We start from the raw sequence: 17,844 nt of genomic DNA on the forward strand, positions 1-17,844 counted from the left end.
ATACCTCAAAATATGTCTGGTGGCGATAGCGAAGAGGTCACACCCGTTCCCATACCGAACACGGAAGTTAAGCTCTTCAGCGCCGATGGTAGTTGGGGGCTTCCCCCTGTAAGAGTAGGACGTTGCCGGGCACGAACGAAGCACTGCTGGAAAGATTCCAGCAGTGCTTTTTTGTCTGTTCTTTTTTATGACAATGATGGGTTTGGCATGTAAAGGGTGAAAAGTCGCACGTAAAGTCTCCATTCCCGCATGTAATCCCTTCAAAGTCGCACGTAAAAGGGCCGAAGCCGCATGTAAACCGTACAAACCCGCAAGTAACGATCCCGAATCAACAAAGTAGAACCTTCAAACCTTATCCATTAGCCACAAAACACGAAAGAATAAAGCCAATACAAACTAATTACTTGTTCTATATTTCATAAAACCATCGAGGGATCAACCCATAAGTATGAAAATGACGTGATATGCAAGTAAATCTTGTCGAATCGCAAGTAACGGCTGTGAAATCGCAAGTAAACGCTGCCGAACCGCAAGTAAACAAGCCAACGCCGCAAGTAATCCCACCAAATCCGCAAGTAACGATCCCGAACCAACAAAGTAGAACCTTCAAAACCTTATCCATTAGCCGCAAAAAGATGATTTTCAAAGAGAATACGAAAGAATGAAGCCTATACAAGCTAATTACTTGTTCTATTTTTCATTAAACCATCGAGGGATCAACCAAATGAGGTGGTCTGCATCTCGCTGCTTAGGGCGTGCTCGGAGCAAAGGAAATTCGGTGGTTAGCTATAGCGAAGAGGTCACATCCTTTCCCATACCGAACACGGAAGTTTACTCTTAAGCGCCGATGGTAGTTGGGGGCTTGCCCCTGTATAAGTAGGACGTTGCCGGGCACGAATGAAGCACTGTTGGATTATCCAGCGGTGCTTTTTTGTCTGTTCTTTTTTATGACAATGATGGGTTTGGCATGTAAAGGGTGAAAAGTCGCACGTAAAGTCTCCATTCCCGCATGTAAAACCTTCAAAGTCGCACGTAAAAAGGCCAAAGCCGGATGTAAACCGTACAAACCCGCAAGTAACACTCCCAAATCACCCAAGGCAGACCGTCTGGATCACTCTTATTTCGCCCGCAGCCCTCCAATCGCTCTCATTAGTCCCTTTTTCAACAAAACCTAAAAACCGCACAAAACTTTTGAAATCTAAAACTTCCTTGAGCCCAGGCTCTGTAAAGTGTTGTTTGTTTTCGACACAGAAAAGTCCTCAATTGTTACGATTAATCCCAAAAATATCGGGTAATACTGTGATAGAAACAGATAGTCCCCCAATCATGCGAAAAGTATACATTAGTTGCATAAACCCTGAAAAAGCGTCTATAATATGATTGTATAGTCAAAGATAGTCAAAGTCAGAGGGGAGGGGAGCAGGTTGAAAAACATCTCAGACATCATTGAAGCATATTTAAAGCAGGTCATCGCGGGATCAAATGAGACGTTCATTGAAATCAAGCGTACGGATATTGCTGAAAAGTTCCAGTGTGTCCCTTCCCAAATTAATTATGTTATCAACACCCGTTTTACGGTGGAAAAAGGCTTTGTTGTAGAGAGTAAACGGGGCGGCGGGGGATACATTCGAATCATTAAAGTCAAAACAGAGAATTACGTCGACCTTATTGATCAGCTGCTGCTTCTTATCAATGATCGTATTTCACAAGGAAACGCGGAGAATGTTATTTTGCGGTTGCTTGATGAGCAGATCGTATCCGAACGCGAGGCGAGGATTATGCTAAGCGTGACAGATCGCTCTGTTTTACACGTGTTAGACCTTCCTGAACGTGATCAGCTACGAGCCGAATTATTAAAAGCAATGATTCGGACATTAAAATTTAGAACCAGATAACGATGTATCACATTTATTAATAGGGAGGGGAAAAAAATGTTCTGCCAGGAATGTCATGAGCGGCCTGCCACTTTACACTTTACGAAGATTGTAAACGGCAAGAAAACAGAATTCCATATTTGTGAGCATTGTGCAAAAGAAAAAGGAGAATTCCTTCCGGGGTCGAATACTTTCTCTATTCATCAGCTGCTCTCTGGATTGCTTTATGGAGATCCTTCCATTTCGGGAACGGCTTCTTCAGGACTTTCTCAACAGTCGGTCCTCGCTTGCCCTCAGTGCGGCATGACCTACAATCAGTTTGCCAAATCCGGCAGATTTGGCTGCAGCCATTGCTACGAAGTTTTTGATTCGAAGCTGGACCCTATTTTAAAGAGGGTGCATGGCGGGAATACAAGACATGCCGGGAAAATTCCGAAACGGATTGGCAGCGGGCTTCAAGAAAAACGCGAATTGGAAAAATTAAAGCAAGCGATGCAGCAGTATATCTTAAATGAGGAATTTGAGAAAGCGGCAGAGACCCGTGATCAAATTCGGCTTTTGGAAAAGCAAAAGCACCGGGAAAAGGGGGAATAGAGCATGTCACTTGAACATTTTATAAGTGAAGCTATCAGTCCCTGGATGAAAAAAGAAGGACCTGATTCAGATATTGTGTTAAGCAGCAGAATCCGGCTGGCCCGAAATCTCGAAAAGTATAATTTTCCAGATCTGGCTTCCAAGGAGGAATCTGAGGCTGTTATTCAGACATTAGCGGGGGCTTGTAAGGAAAAAAGCTGCGGGAATTTCGGAGAGTTTGAAATTCTTCATCTCGACCAGCTAAAATCTCTCGCAAAAAGGGTATTGGTAGAGAAGCACTTAATCAGCCCTCATCTTGCAGAACAATCAAAGTTTGGTGCAGTGATGCTTAATCATGATGAGTCTGTGAGCATCATGGTCAATGAAGAAGACCATCTCCGGATCCAGTGCCTTTTTTCGGGTTTCCAGCTGAATGAGGCTTTAACCCTCGCAGCTGAATTGGATGACTGGATCGAACAAAAGGTGGATTATGCGTTTGATGAGGAACGAGGCTACTTGACCAGCTGCCCGACGAATGTTGGAACAGGATTGCGTGCTTCCGTTATGATGCATCTGCCAGCTCTGGTCTTAACGAAACAAATCAGCCGTATTATACCGGCCATCAACCAGCTGGGTCTCGTAGTCCGTGGGATATATGGGGAAGGAACGGAAGCTCAGGGCAATGTTTTTCAAATCTCCAACCAGATAACCCTTGGAAAATCAGAAGAAGATATTGTGGAGGATTTGCGGGGTGTGGTCCTTCAGCTTATTCAGCAAGAGAGAACTGCAAGAAAAACTCTGCAGGACGGTTTAAAAATCCAGCTTGAAGACCGGATCTTCAGGTCGTATGGAGTTCTGGCGAACAGCCGGATCATCCAATCGAAGGAAGCTGCACAGTGCCTATCCGACGTCAGGCTGGGAATAGACCTTGGGATTGTTGAAGGAATTTCCCGATCCATATTAAATGAATTAATGATACTTACACAACCGGGCTTTTTGCAGCAATATGCCAATGAAATGTTGAATCCTGATGAGCGTGATATCCGTAGGGCAACGCTAATAAGGGAAAGAATCAAACTTGAAGAAGCTTAAAATTTGAATGGGAGTGTGAATGATTATGATGTTTGGTCGATTTACAGAACGAGCTCAAAAGGTACTTGCGCTGGCACAGGAAGAAGCAATCCGTTTAGGCCATAATAATGTTGGCACCGAGCACATTCTGCTTGGCTTGATCCGTGAGGGTGAAGGAATTGCCGCTAAGGCGCTTCACGTTCTTGGTCTTGGACCTGAAAAGATCCAAAAAGAAGTAGAAACCTTAATTGGACGCGGCCAGGAATCCGTGCAAACCATCCATTACACTCCAAGAGCAAAAAAGGTTATTGAACTATCCATGGATGAAGCCCGTAAATTGGGACACTCATACGTGGGCACGGAGCACATCCTCCTGGGACTGATCCGTGAAGGTGAAGGAGTGGCAGCCCGTGTACTGAATAATCTCGGAGTGAGCTTGAATAAAGCGCGCCAGCAGGTGCTTCAGCTTCTTGGAAGCAATGAGGCATCATCCAATCACCGGGGTTCTTCTACGAATGCGAACACACCGACACTTGACAGCCTTGCAAGAGATCTGACGGCGATTGCTAAGGATGGAAGTCTTGATCCAGTCATCGGCCGTTCAAAAGAGATTCAAAGGGTCATTGAGGTACTGAGCCGCAGAACAAAGAACAACCCAGTCCTCATCGGTGAGCCGGGTGTTGGTAAAACGGCGATTGCAGAAGGTCTTGCTCAGCAGATCATCAATAATGAAGTTCCGGAAACGCTTCGTGATAAAAGGGTCATGACACTCGATATGGGAACGGTCGTTGCCGGTACCAAGTATCGCGGTGAATTTGAAGACCGTCTCAAGAAAGTCATGGATGAGATCCGCCAGGCGGGGAACATCATTCTATTTATCGATGAGCTGCACACATTGATTGGAGCAGGCGGTGCAGAAGGCGCCATCGATGCATCGAATATTCTTAAACCTGCCCTTGCCCGCGGTGAGCTTCAATGTATCGGAGCGACCACACTGGATGAGTACCGAAAGTATATTGAAAAGGATGCAGCGCTTGAACGCCGCTTCCAGCCAATCACAGTAAATGAGCCGACAAAAGATGAAAGTACACAGATTTTACAAGGTCTCCGCGACCGTTATGAAGCGCATCACCGTGTCACCATTACAGATGATGCCATTGAAGCAGCCGTAACGCTGTCTGACCGTTACATTTCTGATCGCTTCCTACCGGATAAAGCGATTGACCTGATCGACGAGGCAGCTTCTAAAGTGAGACTGCGTTCCTATACTGCACCGCCAAACCTAAAAGAGCTTGAACTGAAGCTTGAAGAAGTTCGCAAGGAGAAAGATGCTGCTGTTCAAAGCCAGGAGTTTGAAAAAGCAGCTTCCTTAAGAGATACTGAGCAGCGTCTTCGCGAGGAACTTGAGAAAACGAAGAACGTATGGAAAGAGAAGCAAGGTCAGGAGAATACAGAGGTAACGCCGGAAGATATCGCGCAGGTTGTCTCCAGCTGGACCGGTGTTCCAGTCTCCAAACTGGCTGAAGAAGAAACGGAACGCCTGTTGAAGCTGGAAGATATTCTTCATAACCGTGTCATCGGGCAAAATGAAGCGGTTCAGTCCATCTCAAAAGCCATTCGCAGAGCCCGTGCCGGCTTGAAAGATCCGAAGCGTCCGATCGGTTCGTTCATCTTCTTGGGACCTACTGGAGTAGGTAAAACCGAGCTGGCCCGTGCGGTAGCCGAATCCCTGTTCGGTGATGAGGATGCGATCATCCGCATTGATATGTCTGAGTACATGGAGAAACATACGACTTCACGACTAGTTGGTTCACCTCCAGGCTATGTTGGACACGAGGAAGGCGGACAGCTGACAGAAAAAGTAAGACGCAAGCCATACTCTGTTATCCTGCTTGACGAGATCGAAAAAGCGCATCCTGAAGTGTTCAACATTCTGCTTCAAGTGCTTGAAGACGGACGACTGACAGATTCGAAAGGGCGTACAGTAGACTTCCGCAACACCGTCGTCATCATGACATCCAACGTTGGAGCCAGCACGCTCAAGCGCAACAGCTCTCTAGGGTTTACGGTTCACACGGAAGATCAGCAGTATAATGACATGAAAACGAAAGTGATGGCTGAGCTGAAAAAAGCCTTCCGTCCAGAGTTTTTAAACCGTATTGATGAGATTATTGTCTTCCATGCCCTTGAAAAGACACATCTCAAACAGATCGTTACACTTATGGCCGATTCACTTATCAAACGTTTGAAAGATCAGGGCATCGAGATCGAAATCACTGAAGCGGCACTCGATAAGATCACCGATGAAGGCTATGATCCGGAGTACGGAGCGCGTCCATTGCGCAGAGCCCTTCAGCGTAAGATTGAGGACCGCCTGTCAGAAGAACTGCTAAGAGGAAACATCAGCAAAGGAAACACCGTCAAAATTGATGTGGATAATAATGACTTTGTTGTTGAGACCGTCGGTGCTACATCGTAAATGATGGGATTTTGTCCAATTGTATAGAAATAAATACAAAAACCCGGGAGGCAGTCACGTCTTCCGGGTTTTTGTCGAATCATTTTCTGTATTTTATCTAAATTCCAAATGCCCCCATTGGAAAGAGAGCCTGCTTTTTTGTTAAGATAAAGACAGCAAGATTAAAAAAAGAGAGAATGGTCCAGCTGCTCCATAGCAGTCTGGAAATAGAGGAGAAATAGATGGCCAAAAACAAGTCTGTTTTTATGTGCCAGGAATGTGGGTATGAATCACCGAAATGGATGGGAAAATGCCCGGGATGCAACAAATGGAACACGATGGTGGAAGAAGTCATCAAGCGTGATACCCAGACAAGAGGCCTGACAACTTCTTCGGCTTCAGGCACCCAGCAAAAGCCCCAATCCATAGTTGATATAAAAAGTGAACAGGAGCCGCGCATCAACACTCATACGATTGAGCTGAACCGGGTGCTCGGCGGAGGAATTGTTCCTGGTTCATTGGTGCTCGTGGGAGGAGATCCTGGAATCGGGAAGTCCACCCTTCTGCTGCAAACCTCGGCAAAACTGGCCCAGCACGGGCAAAAAGTGCTTTATATTTCAGGTGAAGAATCAGTAAAACAGACGAAACTCCGGTCTGACCGGCTGAATATATCGGCAGGAGATCTTTTTGTCCTGGCTGAAACTGACCTTGATCTTATTGAAAAAGCCGTAACAGAAATCAATCCGTCGGTCGTCATCATCGACTCCATACAGACGGTGTACCGTCCGGAGGTTACAAGTGCCCCGGGAAGTGTCTCCCAGGTCCGGGAGTGCACGTCCCATTTTATGAGGATTGCCAAGACGAAAGGGATTGCTATTTTTATCGTCGGACACGTAACAAAGGAAGGTGCGATTGCCGGACCGAGAATGCTTGAGCATATGGTGGATGCGGTGCTTTACTTTGAAGGCGAGCGGCATCACACGTACAGAATCTTGCGTGCAGTCAAAAACCGCTTTGGATCAACCAATGAGATCGGCGTGTTTGAGATGAAGGAGCTTGGGCTGTCAGAGGTCCTCAATCCTTCTGAAATTTTTCTTGAGGAGCGTTCAAAAGGAGTAGCCGGATCGACTGTTGTTGCTTCTTTGGAAGGAACAAGGCCCATGCTTGTAGAAATACAGGCATTAGTGTCTCCTACAAGTTTTGGAAATCCGAGAAGGATGGCAACAGGCATCGATCATAACCGAGTCTCATTGCTTATGGCGGTCCTTGAAAAAAGGGTGGGCCTCCTGCTTCAGAATCAGGACGCCTATTTAAACGTCGCCGGCGGTGTGCGTCTGGATGAACCAGCTGTTGATTTGGCCGTTGCTGTAAGCATAGCATCGAGCTTTCGGGATGCTCCTACCCGGCCGACAGATGTCATGATCGGGGAAGTCGGCCTGACAGGAGAAGTGCGCCGGGTTTCAAGAATCGACCAGCGGATTCATGAAGCTGCAAAACTTGGTTTCGAAAGGGCGATTATCCCGGATAAAAACCTCGGGGGATGGACAATCCCTAAAGGAATTGAAGTGATTGGTGTGTCTACTGTTGAAGAGGCATTGCACTATACTTTGGGAGGATAAGGTATGGATCATATACTAAGAGAAGCAATCATCAGCAACATGCTCCAGCTCGTTGCGCCAGGAACACCCCTCAGAGAGGGTATAGACAATGTACTCCGCGCCAATACTGGCGGCCTCATTGTTGTCGGCTATAATGATAAAGTTACACAGCTTGTTGACGGAGGATTCTCCATCAACTGTAAATATTCCCCGGCATCTCTTTATGAGCTCGCTAAGATGGATGGAGCCATCATCCTGAGTGAAGATGCCTCTCGCATCCTATATGCCAATACGCAATTGGTGCCTGACACGTCTATACCGTCTACCGAAACCGGAATCCGGCACAGGACTGCTGAGCGTGTAGCCCGGCAGACCGGAAATCTTGTTATATCGATATCTCAGAGACGTAATGTCATCACACTCTATCAAGGTGTGATCCGCTATTCATTGAAAGACATCGGCGTCATTTTAACAAAAGCAAACCAGGCCATCCAGACCCTCGAAAAGTACAAGGTTGTGTTCGACCAGAGCGTAACAAACCTTGGTGCTCTTGAATTTGAGGAGCTTGTGACATTCCAGGAGGTCTCCCAAGTCATCCACCGTATTGAAATGGTTCTAAGAATAAAGAGCGAAATCATAAAATATGTTAATGAATTGGGTGTAGAGGGAAGATTAATACGGATGCAGATGGAAGAACTTGTATCTAACATAGAAGATGAGGCAGTTCTTTTAATCAAAGATTATGTAAAAGACAGAAAACATGACCCGGCACACATTCTCCGTCAGCTCAAAAAGCTCTCCAGCGACGAGCTGTTTGATGAAAATGTCATCGTGAAACTGCTGGGACACTCCCCTTCTTCCAATGTGCAGGATGAAACCGTTCATCCGCGTGGCTACCGCATCCTTTCAAAGATTCCAAGGCTGCCGACGCTCATTGTGGAAAATTTAATCGGAACATTCGACAGTCTTCCGAGTATTTTGCGAGCTTCTATCAAAGAGCTGGATGAAGTAGAGGGCATCGGAGAAATCCGTGCCAAGAAAATTAAAGAAGGCCTGAAACGGATTCAGGAGCAGCTTTTTGTAGACAGGCATATATAAATGGGTAATTTTTATGGAAATTATCAAAAGAGCACGTTTCAAAACAGACAATCTGTAAATAATGGTTAAGGGAGGTGAAATGCATGCTTAAAAGATTTGTACAGCTGTTTTTTGTTGTTGTTGGTGGCATGCTTGGTTTTATCTATGTCCCTGACATTATCCGTATTCTCAATTTGGGTGATCTGCCGTCAGAATTGACTTCATCTTATGCGGGCGCCGTCTTAGGGGCACTTATATTCTTTTTATCTACGTTTTGGGTGACTGATTATATAGTTGGGCTGATCCGGTGGGTGGAAGAAACCGTCGTAAAAGCTCCGGTCACTGATGTTCTTTTTGGAACGATGGGACTTATATTCGGACTTATAGTTGCTTTTTTTGTACAACTTCCTCTTAATAACATCAATATTGTGGTGTTCAGTTCGGTTCTGCCCATATTTTTAACGTTGTTATTGGGCTACCTCGGTTTCCAGGTTGGTTTTAAAAAGCGGGATGAGCTGATTAATCTGTTCTCCATTAACCGCTCAGGAAAAGAACGGAAAAGGGATACGGAAGAAGAAAAGCTTAAAGGAAAATATAAGATTCTAGATACGAGCGTCATCATTGACGGAAGAATCGCGGATATCTGCCAGACCGGTTTCCTTGAAGGCCCGCTGATTATTCCTCGCTTTGTGCTGGAAGAACTACAGCATATTGCCGACTCGTCCGATGTATTGAAACGGAATAGAGGAAGGCGCGGACTTGATATTCTGAACCGCATCCAAAAGGAACTCTCCATCAAAGTGGAGATCTACGAAGGTGACTTTGAAGAAGTGAGTGAAGTGGACAGCAAATTGGTGAAACTCGCCCAGCTTCTGTCCGGCATCGTTGTAACGAATGATTTTAATTTAAACAAAGTATGCGAGCTTCAAAATGTGTTAGTATTGAACATAAATGACCTTGCCAACGCGGTGAAACCAGTCGTATTGCCTGGTGAAGAATTGATCGTGCAGGTGATAAAAGACGGCAAGGAGCATAACCAGGGTGTCGGCTATCTTGATGATGGAACGATGATCGTGGTGGAAGAAGGCCGAAACTATATTGGTAAGACCATCGATGTCCTCGTGACGAGCGTACTGCAGACTTCTGCGGGACGGATGATTTTTGCCAAGCCGAAACTTCTGGAGAAAGCTTTATAATTAACGAGCTTACAAGAGAGCCAAGGTTTTCTCTGTACGCGGTATAGTGTGGTGGAGAAGGTTGTTGGAATATAGCGTAGTCATTCCTGCTGCAGGACAGGGAAAAAGGATGAATGCAGGAAAGAACAAACAATGGATCGAACTGAACGGCAGACCGCTCATTGCTCATACACTTTCAGTATTTGAGCAAGATCCGTGGTGCCGGGAAATCATCCTGGCTGTGAATCGGTTAGAACAGGCTCAATTTCAAGAATTGGCCGAAAATGGGCGTTTTCAAAAGATTGCCCGGATTGTTGAAGGCGGGGCAGAACGACAGCACAGTGTTTTTGAAGGATTAAAAGCAGTGCAGCAAACGGACCTGGCACTGATTCATGATGGTGCACGCCCTTTTGTGGAAAGAGAAAACATTCATGAACTTGTGCTGAAAGCGAATGAAACAGGAGCGGCCATTTTGGCTGTTCCTTTAAAAGATACGGTAAAAAAAGCAACAGGCGGAACCGTGAGTGAAACGGTAGACCGTGCGAGCTTGTGGGCTGTCCAGACCCCACAAGCTTTTCGTCTTCCTATCGTACTGGACGCTCACCGGGTGGCAGCTGAAGCTGATTTTCTCGGCACGGACGATGCCAGCCTCGTAGAAAAAATGAACTACCCGGTATCCATCGTCGAGGGAGATTATTTAAACATTAAATTAACAACGGTGCATGACATACTATTTGCCAATGCCATATTGGCACAAAGGGAGAGGGAAAAACATGATTCGAGTGGGACAAGGCTATGATGTACACCAGCTCGTCGAAGGGCGCCCTCTGATTATCGGAGGCATCACTATTCCTTATGAAAAAGGGCTGCTCGGCCATTCAGACGCGGACGTTCTGCTTCATGCCGTAACCGATGCGCTGCTCGGAGCAGCGGGTGAAGGCGATATAGGCAAGCATTTTCCGGACACGGATGAGGCTTTTAAAGATGCGGATTCTAAAAAACTGCTTCAGGAGTCGTGGGAATTTGTAAAGAACAAAGGCTATATTCTAGGGAACGTCGATTGTACGATCATTGCACAAAAGCCGAAGATGGCTCCATATATTGAAGAGATGCGAAGTGTAATCGCCGGAATTTTCGGAGCAGAAACGGACCAGATTAATGTGAAAGCGACAACGACTGAGAAGCTGGGTTTTACAGGCCGCAGTGAAGGGATCGCCGCAAACGCAGTCATCCTTATTACAAAAAAATAGACAAAGTGTTACAATGGGAAAAGCAAAAATAATATCGAGGTGGATTTAAAATGTCAAACGAAGTAAGGGTAAGGTATGCACCAAGCCCAACAGGACATTTACATATAGGGAACGCAAGAACAGCATTGTTTAACTATTTGTTTGCCCGCCACAATAATGGCAAGCTTATCATCCGAATTGAGGATACTGACCAAAAACGAAACATCCAGGGCGGAGTGGAAAGCCAGCTGACGTACTTAAAATGGCTGGGCATCGATTGGGATGAAAGCATTGATGTAGGCGGGGAGTATGGACCGTATACTCAGATGGAGCGCCTGGATATTTACAAAAAACACTATGAGGACTTGTTAGACCGCGGTTTGGCGTATCCTTGTTACTGTACTGAGGAAGAGCTAGAAGCATCACGTGAGGAACAGGTCGCTAAAAATGAAACTCCGCACTATTCAGGCAAATGCCGCCATTTGACGGAAGATGAGCGTAAAGCGCTGGAAGCGGAAGGAAGAAAACCAAGTATTCGTTTTGCTGTGCCGGCAGATCATACGTATGCGTTTGATGATATGGTAAAAGGACATGTTTCGTTTGATTCCAATGGGATCGGCGACTATGTCATCGTGAAAAAAGACGGCATTCCGACTTATAACTTTGCAGTTGCCATAGATGATCACTTGATGAAGATCTCTCACGTATTGCGTGGAGATGATCATATCTCCAATACACCGAAACAGCTTATGGTATATGAAGCGTTTGGCTGGGAGCCGCCGGTGTTTGGCCATATGACACTGATTTTTAATGAAAACCGCAAGAAACTGAGCAAACGCGATGAGTCCATCATCCAGTTTATTGAACAGTACGAACAGCTGGGATACATTCCTGAAGCTTTGTTCAATTTCATTACCTTGCTTGGCTGGTCTCCGGTTGGAGAAGAAGAGATCTTCACGAAGGAAGAGTTCATTGAAATCTTTGATCCTTCCAGACTGTCAAAAGCACCCGCTATTTTTGACAAGCAGAAGCTGCTTTGGGTAAACAACCAATACATGAAGAAGCAAGACCTTGAAACAGTGATGGAACTTACCCTTCCGCATCTTATTGAAGCAGGAAGGCTTAAAGAGAACATGACTGAGGAAGATCGTGAGTGGGCTTCCAAGCTCATCGCCCTCTATCAGGAAAAATTAAGCTATGGCGCTGAGATCGTGGAACAGACGGATGTCTTCTTTAAGGATCAGATTGAATATGAAGAAGAAGCGCTTGAAGTTTTGAAAGGCGAAACGGTTCCTGAAGTCATCGCTGCCTTTAAAGGGCATGTTGAAGCGATCACGGATTTCTCTGCAGAGGAAGTGAAAGCGGCGATTAAAGCGACACAAAAGGAAACGAAGCAAAAAGGGAAAAACCTGTTCATGCCGATTCGCGTGGCGACGACAGGCCAGACGCATGGTCCAGACCTTCCTCAAGCCATCTCATTGTTTGGCAAGGAAGAGATCCTGAAACGCCTGGATAAAACAGCATCCCGCGTATCATAATTTTTTGTCAGGCAAAATTAGTTAACATTTTGCTCCTAATGTAATATATTAAAAGAAATTAATTACAGCGACAGCAAGGATGAGGAGAGTAAGTTTGCCATTTTCCTATCAGAGAGAACCGCCATGGGCTGAGAGCGGTTTATGAAAAGGAAACTGAAATGCACCTCGGAGCCTTTTATCGAACCGATACAGTAGATAAAAGCGGCCCTCCACGTTACGGAGTACAAGGAGAACAGCAAATTACGGGATTTTATTCCGTTTTTGCTGTTAAACAGAGTGGAACCGCGCAAAAAGCGTCTCTGTGCATACGCACAGGGGCGCTTTTTTTGTTGGAGCGGGGCAGAGCCAAGGGTCATGGATAGGTTTACTGGCGGAAATGAAGGGTTTACTGTCTGAAAGTGCACATTTACTGTCCAAAATGAAAATTTACTGGCGAAAAGCACACGTTTACTGGCCAAATGGGGATTACGGTAAACTAGCGGGTTGCGCTAAAGTATTTGAAGGTTGCTTCAGCTTTTACCCGCAGGGCATAAGTGCAACATCGCTTTGTTAACAACACAAAGCGTGTTTTCTTTATCTTGATCCAGCTTCAGCAGGCAGGGCCTCGGCCGATTCACACTCCCACCACAACACAAAAAGCGTGTTGCTGTGTAAGTGTTCCACCGTCTTTCGGCCCTAAACGCCTGCTTCAGCTTTTCTAACTAAGGGGGGATTACAATGTTGAAACGCATGAGGGAGGATATACAGGCTGTCTTTGAGAATGATCCGGCAGCACGCAGCAAGCTGGAGGTTGTTCTTACCTACTCTGGCCTGCATGCAATATGGGCACATCGGCTGGCACATAAGTTGTTCAAACGAAACTTTTTGTTTTGGGCCCGCGTCGTTTCGCAGATCAGCCGCTTTTTTACAGGAATTGAGATTCATCCGGGTGCACAGATCGGGCGCCGGTTTTTTATAGACCATGGTATGGGTGTGGTGATAGGGGAGACCTGTATTATCGGTAATGATGTTACCTTGTATCAGGGGGTAACACTTGGTGGTACTGGTAAAGAAAAAGGGAAACGCCACCCTACCATTGAGGATCATGCTTTAATTGCGACAGGTGCAAAAGTATTGGGATCCATCACAATTGGGAAACATTCTAAGGTAGGAGCAGGATCTGTTGTTTTGCGGGATGTACCTCCGAATTCGACAGTTGTTGGGATTCCTGGGCGGATTGTTATCCAGGATGGAATGAAAATTGGCAAGGAACTGGATCATTGTAACCTGCCTGATCCGGTGGCCTCTCAGTTCAGAGAGGTTCAGGAAGAGCTGGAACGATTGCAGGAAGAGATTGAACGTTTACGAAAGGGAAGTGAAGTACGATGAGTTTAGTTATTTATAATACGTTGACGCGTCAAAAAGAGGTATTCAAACCTCTCGAAGAAGGGAAAGTAAAGATATATGTATGCGGACCAACCGTCTACAACTATATTCATATTGGCAACGCGCGTCCGGCCATCGTCTTTGATACCGTAAGGCGCTATCTCGAATATCGCGGCTATGATGTAAACTTTATTTCTAACTTTACGGATGTGGATGACAAACTCATTAAGGCGGCAAAAGAGCTTGGTACTGATGTGCCGTCAGTCGCAGAGCGTTTTATCCAATCCTATCATGAAGATGTTTGCGCGTTGGGTGTACAAAAAGCGGACCACCACCCGCGGGTGACCGAAACGATGCCTGAAATCATTGATTTTATCAGCAAGCTGATTGAAAAAGGCTATGCCTATGAAGCAAAAGGCGATGTTTATTTTAAAACCCGCTCGTTTGAAGGATACGGCAAGCTTTCTCATCAGTCGATCGATGACCTTCGTTCGGGAGCACGTATCGAAGTGGGTGAAATTAAGAAGGATCCGTTGGATTTCGCATTGTGGAAAGCGGCGAAAGAAGGGGAGATCTTCTGGGAAAGCCCTTGGGGCAATGGACGTCCGGGATGGCATATCGAGTGCTCGGCCATGGCTAAAAAATACCTTGGTGATTCCATTGATATTCATGGCGGCGGCCAGGATCTTACCTTTCCGCATCACGAAAATGAGATTGCTCAGTCCGAAGCCCTGAACGAAGCGCCGATGGCTAAGTATTGGATGCATAACGGCTATATTAATATCAATAACGAAAAAATGTCCAAATCGCTTGGGAATTTTGTTCTCGTCCATGACATGATCAAAGAATATGATCCTCAAGTCATCCGCTTTTTCATGTTGGCGGTGCACTACCGAAATCCGATCAATTTCAGTGATGAACTGCTTCAAAGTGCACATGCCAGTTTGAATCGAATCCGTACAGCATACGAGAACTTGAAACACAGACAGGAAGTCAGTGCGAACCTGGCGGAAGATACATCAGTTTGGGAAGCGAAAGTTTCGCAGTTTAAAAATGACTTCATTTCTGAGATGGATGATGATTTTAATACAGCCAACGGAATTGCTGTCTTGTTTGACGCGGCCAGGGAAGCTAACGTTTACCTGCAGTCTGAAAATACATCCAAAGGTGTGCTGTCTGATTTTATCACCCTCTTTGAAGAGCTAACCGGCGTACTTGGTTTGACCCTGTCAGCAGAAAAAGAACTGCTCGATGAAGAAATTGAAGCACTGATCGAAGAACGCAACAAAGCAAGAAAAGACCGTAATTTTGCGAGGGCCGATGAAATTCGTGACCAGCTGAAGGATATGAACATCATCCTGGAGGATACTCCGCAGGGTGTCCGCTGGAAGAGGCAATAAATGGGCAGACAGATTTCGAGTTCGGATATAAAGCAGCTGAACGGGATGACGCTGGCTTATATGGGAGATGCTGTGCTTGAAACATTTGTACGGCATCACCTCATCCATACCGGCCAGGTGAAACCGAACCGGCTTCATACCCTGGCAACCAAATATGTTTCAGCCAAGGCCCAGGCTTCCGTGGTTCTTCGCTTGCTTGAAGAGAAATTTTTTGACGAAGAGGAAGTTAGTGTCATTATGCGGGGCAGAAACGCAAAGCAAGGTTCCGTGCCCAAAAACACAGATGTACAAACGTACAGATATGGGACAGGCTTTGAAGCGATTATTGGCTATCATCATCTGCTTGGGAATGAAGAGCGGTTACAGACCATTTTTGAAAAAGTAGTTTCTTTCGTCGAACAGGCGGGAGAGGGAGGAAAAAAATGAGCGAAGAATTTATTATTGGCAGAAACCCTGTACTTGAGGTATTGCGTGCGGGAAGAGACATAAACAAAATATTTGTAGGTGAAGGCTCACAGAAAGGGCCGGTCAGCCAGGTCATTCATATGGCGAAGGAGAACAATGTCCTCGTGCAATTTGTTCCGAAGCGCAAGCTCGATCTGCTGAGTGACGGAGGCAATCACCAAGGAGTGATCGCTGCAGTTGCCGCATACGAATATGCAGAGATCGATGATTTATTTAAAAAAGCAGAGGAAAAAGGTGAAGAGCCTTTCTTCATCATCCTTGATGAGATTGAAGATCCCCACAACCTCGGATCCATTATGCGTACGGCAGACGCAGCAGGCGCCCACGGAATTATCATCCCTAAGCGGAGGGCGGTCGGATTGACGGCAGCTGTAGCAAAGGCCTCAACTGGAGCGATCGAATATATTCCGGTCGTCCGTGTGACCAACATCGTACAAACAATGAAAGAGCTTAAGGAGCGCGGCATTTGGTTTGTAGGAGCCGATATGAAAGGAAAGGAAGATTACAGGGAAGCCGGACTTGATATGCCAATCGGACTTGTCATCGGAAGTGAAGGCAAGGGCATGGGCAGGCTGGTTAAAGATACGTGTGACTTTCTTGTACGGCTGCCGATGGAAGGGAAAGTTACTTCTCTCAATGCTTCAGTCGCAGCCGGCCTTTTATTGTATGAGGTTTACCGCAAACGCCATCCGCTGTCATCATAATGGATACTATTTTACTCGTTGATGGCTATAATGTCATAGGCGCCTGGCCTGAACTCCGGTCATTAAAGGATACGGATTTTGCAAAAGCACGCGATATCCTGATTGAAAAAATGGCAGAGTATCAGGCCTTTACAGGCTGCCGGGTCATCATTGTATTCGATGCCCATATGGTAGCTGGAATGGAGAAGAAAGCAAAGAATTACAAGGTTGAAGTGATTTTCACAAGGGAAAATGAAACGGCGGATGAAAGAATCGAGAGGCTGGCTTCAGAGTACAAAAATGTGAATACACGCATCTTTGTAGCAACCTCCGATTATACGGAGCAATGGGTTGTTTTTGCCAAAGGCGCTTTAAGAAAGTCATCCCGAGAACTAAAGGTCGAAATGGACGATATAGAGAAAAGAATTGGACGGAAAGTCAAGAAAGCGAGAGAACGAAACTTTTCCAGCATCTCCCTGTCCGAGGAAGTAGCTGAAATATTCGAAAAATGGCGAAGAGGTCAAAAATAAACAATCTTGACGCTTTTTCATGACATGCTGTATAATATTGTTATATTTTGCCTTGCATTCAGGCTCTGACGGGGGGATTGTCGTGAGCATTTACCTCAAAGAAATGACGGTTCTGGATTATGAACAGATTGAAGATGAAAGTCTGGTTGAACATGTCCATGAAGGAGACAGTGCTGCACTGGAATTTTTAATTAACAAGTATAAAAACTTCGTGCGCGCAAAAGCTAGATCCTACTTTTTAATCGGAGCTGACCGGGAGGATATCATCCAGGAAGGCATGATTGGCCTTTATAAGGCAATCAGGGATTATAAAGAGGACAAGCTTTCATCCTTTAAGGCTTTTGCCGAACTGTGCATCACGCGGCAAATGATAACGGCTATTAAGACAGCCACAAGGCAGAAACATATTCCGCTCAATTCCTATGTATCATTGGACAAGCCGATCTATGATGAAGAATCGGACAGGACGCTGATGGATGTAATTTGCGGGACGAAGGTTACCGATCCGGAAGAGTTGATCATTAACCAGGAAGAGTTTGATGATATTGAACTGAAAATGGGAGAGATATTGAGTGACCTCGAGCGAAAAGTGCTGATGCTCTACCTGGACGGAAGATCGTATCAGGAAATTTCGATCGATCTGGACAGGCATGTGAAATCGATCGACAATGCATTGCAGCGGGTGAAAAGGAAGCTCGAACGATATCTTGAGTTAAGAGAAATAACGTTATAAGCAGGGATCCCCCTGCTTTTCTTTTTTTTATTTCAATAAAGTTTTCCGGAACCCGAAAGGGCACGATCTTCTCTC

At 45.7% G+C, this 17,844-nt stretch carries 16 protein-coding genes, 2 rRNA genes and 1 other annotated feature; all 18 genes read left to right on the plus strand.

The features are described from left to right. Positions 1-15: 15 nt before the first annotated feature. Positions 16-131 (plus strand): 5S ribosomal RNA (gene rrf, locus LCY76_RS00610). A 643-nt stretch (positions 132-774) separates the two neighbouring features. Continuing rightward, positions 775-893 (plus strand): 5S ribosomal RNA (rrf, locus tag LCY76_RS00615). Between the two features lie 531 nt (positions 894-1,424). Next, positions 1,425-1,895 (plus strand): CtsR family transcriptional regulator, encoded by a 471-nt coding sequence (locus LCY76_RS00620; RefSeq protein WP_053356229.1) that lies wholly within the window; start codon positions 1,425-1,427, stop codon positions 1,893-1,895. Positions 1,896-1,931: 36 nt separating this feature from the next. Next, complete coding sequence (gene mcsA / locus LCY76_RS00625; RefSeq protein ID WP_248251062.1) at positions 1,932-2,468, plus strand: protein-arginine kinase activator protein McsA; 537 nt, start codon at positions 1,932-1,934, stop codon at positions 2,466-2,468. A gap of 3 nt (positions 2,469-2,471) precedes the next feature. Then, positions 2,472-3,539, plus strand: a complete 1,068-nt coding sequence (gene mcsB, locus LCY76_RS00630) for a protein-arginine kinase McsB (RefSeq protein WP_248251063.1) — start codon at positions 2,472-2,474, stop codon at positions 3,537-3,539. 25 nt (positions 3,540-3,564) lie between these two features. Beyond that, on the plus strand, positions 3,565-5,997 hold the full coding sequence (gene clpC / locus LCY76_RS00635; protein ID WP_248251064.1) for an ATP-dependent Clp protease ATP-binding subunit: 2,433 nt from the start codon (positions 3,565-3,567) through the stop codon (positions 5,995-5,997). 221 nt (positions 5,998-6,218) lie between these two features. Further along, positions 6,219-7,595: a DNA repair protein RadA gene (radA, locus tag LCY76_RS00640; protein ID WP_053356225.1), complete on the plus strand. Its 1,377-nt coding sequence runs from the start codon at positions 6,219-6,221 to the stop codon at positions 7,593-7,595. 3 nt (positions 7,596-7,598) lie between these two features. Next, positions 7,599-8,672, plus strand: a complete 1,074-nt coding sequence (gene disA / locus LCY76_RS00645; protein ID WP_053356224.1) for a DNA integrity scanning diadenylate cyclase DisA — start codon at positions 7,599-7,601, stop codon at positions 8,670-8,672. An 83-nt stretch (positions 8,673-8,755) separates the two neighbouring features. Further along, positions 8,756-9,847, plus strand: a complete 1,092-nt coding sequence (locus tag LCY76_RS00650; RefSeq protein WP_248251065.1) for a PIN/TRAM domain-containing protein — start codon at positions 8,756-8,758, stop codon at positions 9,845-9,847. 64 nt (positions 9,848-9,911) lie between these two features. Then, positions 9,912-10,625, plus strand: a complete 714-nt coding sequence (gene ispD, locus LCY76_RS00655) for a 2-C-methyl-D-erythritol 4-phosphate cytidylyltransferase (RefSeq protein ID WP_248251066.1) — start codon at positions 9,912-9,914, stop codon at positions 10,623-10,625. Next, positions 10,600-11,076 (plus strand): 2-C-methyl-D-erythritol 2,4-cyclodiphosphate synthase, encoded by a 477-nt coding sequence (ispF, locus tag LCY76_RS00660; protein ID WP_053356221.1) that lies wholly within the window; start codon positions 10,600-10,602, stop codon positions 11,074-11,076. The genes ispD and ispF overlap by 26 nt, the downstream gene beginning before the upstream one ends. Before the next feature lie 50 nt (positions 11,077-11,126). After that, positions 11,127-12,593, plus strand: a complete 1,467-nt coding sequence (gltX, locus tag LCY76_RS00665; protein WP_248251067.1) for a glutamate--tRNA ligase — start codon at positions 11,127-11,129, stop codon at positions 12,591-12,593. A gap of 67 nt (positions 12,594-12,660) precedes the next feature. Next, positions 12,661-12,897 (plus strand) — a binding site (T-box leader). A gap of 413 nt (positions 12,898-13,310) precedes the next feature. Further along, complete coding sequence (gene epsC, locus LCY76_RS00670) at positions 13,311-13,961, plus strand: serine O-acetyltransferase EpsC (RefSeq protein ID WP_248251068.1); 651 nt, start codon at positions 13,311-13,313, stop codon at positions 13,959-13,961. Beyond that, positions 13,958-15,358 carry a cysteine--tRNA ligase gene (gene cysS / locus LCY76_RS00675; protein ID WP_248251069.1) on the plus strand — a complete coding sequence of 467 codons (1,401 nt, stop codon included), beginning with the start codon at positions 13,958-13,960 and terminating at the stop codon, positions 15,356-15,358. Before epsC ends, cysS begins: the two co-directional genes overlap by 4 nt. Then, complete coding sequence (locus LCY76_RS00680; protein ID WP_248251070.1) at positions 15,359-15,784, plus strand: Mini-ribonuclease 3; 426 nt, start codon at positions 15,359-15,361, stop codon at positions 15,782-15,784. Further along, entirely contained in the window at positions 15,781-16,527 is a 747-nt protein-coding gene (rlmB, locus tag LCY76_RS00685; protein WP_248251071.1) for a 23S rRNA (guanosine(2251)-2'-O)-methyltransferase RlmB, read from the plus strand. Before LCY76_RS00680 ends, rlmB begins: the two co-directional genes overlap by 4 nt. After that, positions 16,527-17,036 carry an NYN domain-containing protein gene (locus tag LCY76_RS00690; RefSeq protein ID WP_248251072.1) on the plus strand — a complete coding sequence of 170 codons (510 nt, stop codon included), beginning with the start codon at positions 16,527-16,529 and terminating at the stop codon, positions 17,034-17,036. Before rlmB ends, LCY76_RS00690 begins: the two co-directional genes overlap by 1 nt. Before the next feature lie 82 nt (positions 17,037-17,118). After that, positions 17,119-17,769: an RNA polymerase sporulation sigma factor SigH gene (sigH, locus tag LCY76_RS00695; protein ID WP_053356214.1), complete on the plus strand. Its 651-nt coding sequence runs from the start codon at positions 17,119-17,121 to the stop codon at positions 17,767-17,769. Positions 17,770-17,844 lie beyond the last annotated feature (75 nt).

Origin of the sequence: Fictibacillus marinisediminis (assembly GCF_023149135.1) — a bacterium.
Lineage (GTDB): Bacteria > Bacillota > Bacilli > Bacillales > Fictibacillaceae > Fictibacillus_C > Fictibacillus_C marinisediminis.

Bases quoted from the DNA above. Each gene is read 5' to 3' on its own strand.
- mcsA (WP_248251062.1), top strand. From the start codon at position 1,932: ATGTTCTGCCAGGAATGTCATGAGCGGCCTGCCACTTTACACTTTACG.
- mcsB (WP_248251063.1), top strand. From the start codon at position 2,472: ATGTCACTTGAACATTTTATAAGTGAAGCTATCAGTCCCTGGATGAAA.
- clpC (WP_248251064.1), top strand. From the start codon at position 3,565: ATGATGTTTGGTCGATTTACAGAACGAGCTCAAAAGGTACTTGCGCTG.
- radA (WP_053356225.1), top strand. From the start codon at position 6,219: ATGGCCAAAAACAAGTCTGTTTTTATGTGCCAGGAATGTGGGTATGAA.
- disA (WP_053356224.1), top strand. From the start codon at position 7,599: ATGGATCATATACTAAGAGAAGCAATCATCAGCAACATGCTCCAGCTC.
- LCY76_RS00650 (WP_248251065.1), top strand. From the start codon at position 8,756: ATGCTTAAAAGATTTGTACAGCTGTTTTTTGTTGTTGTTGGTGGCATG.
- ispF (WP_053356221.1), top strand. From the start codon at position 10,600: ATGATTCGAGTGGGACAAGGCTATGATGTACACCAGCTCGTCGAAGGG.
- gltX (WP_248251067.1), top strand. From the start codon at position 11,127: ATGTCAAACGAAGTAAGGGTAAGGTATGCACCAAGCCCAACAGGACAT.
- epsC (WP_248251068.1), top strand. From the start codon at position 13,311: ATGTTGAAACGCATGAGGGAGGATATACAGGCTGTCTTTGAGAATGAT.
- cysS (WP_248251069.1), top strand. From the start codon at position 13,958: ATGAGTTTAGTTATTTATAATACGTTGACGCGTCAAAAAGAGGTATTC.
- LCY76_RS00680 (WP_248251070.1), top strand. From the start codon at position 15,359: ATGGGCAGACAGATTTCGAGTTCGGATATAAAGCAGCTGAACGGGATG.
- rlmB (WP_248251071.1), top strand. From the start codon at position 15,781: ATGAGCGAAGAATTTATTATTGGCAGAAACCCTGTACTTGAGGTATTG.
- LCY76_RS00690 (WP_248251072.1), top strand. From the start codon at position 16,527: ATGGATACTATTTTACTCGTTGATGGCTATAATGTCATAGGCGCCTGG.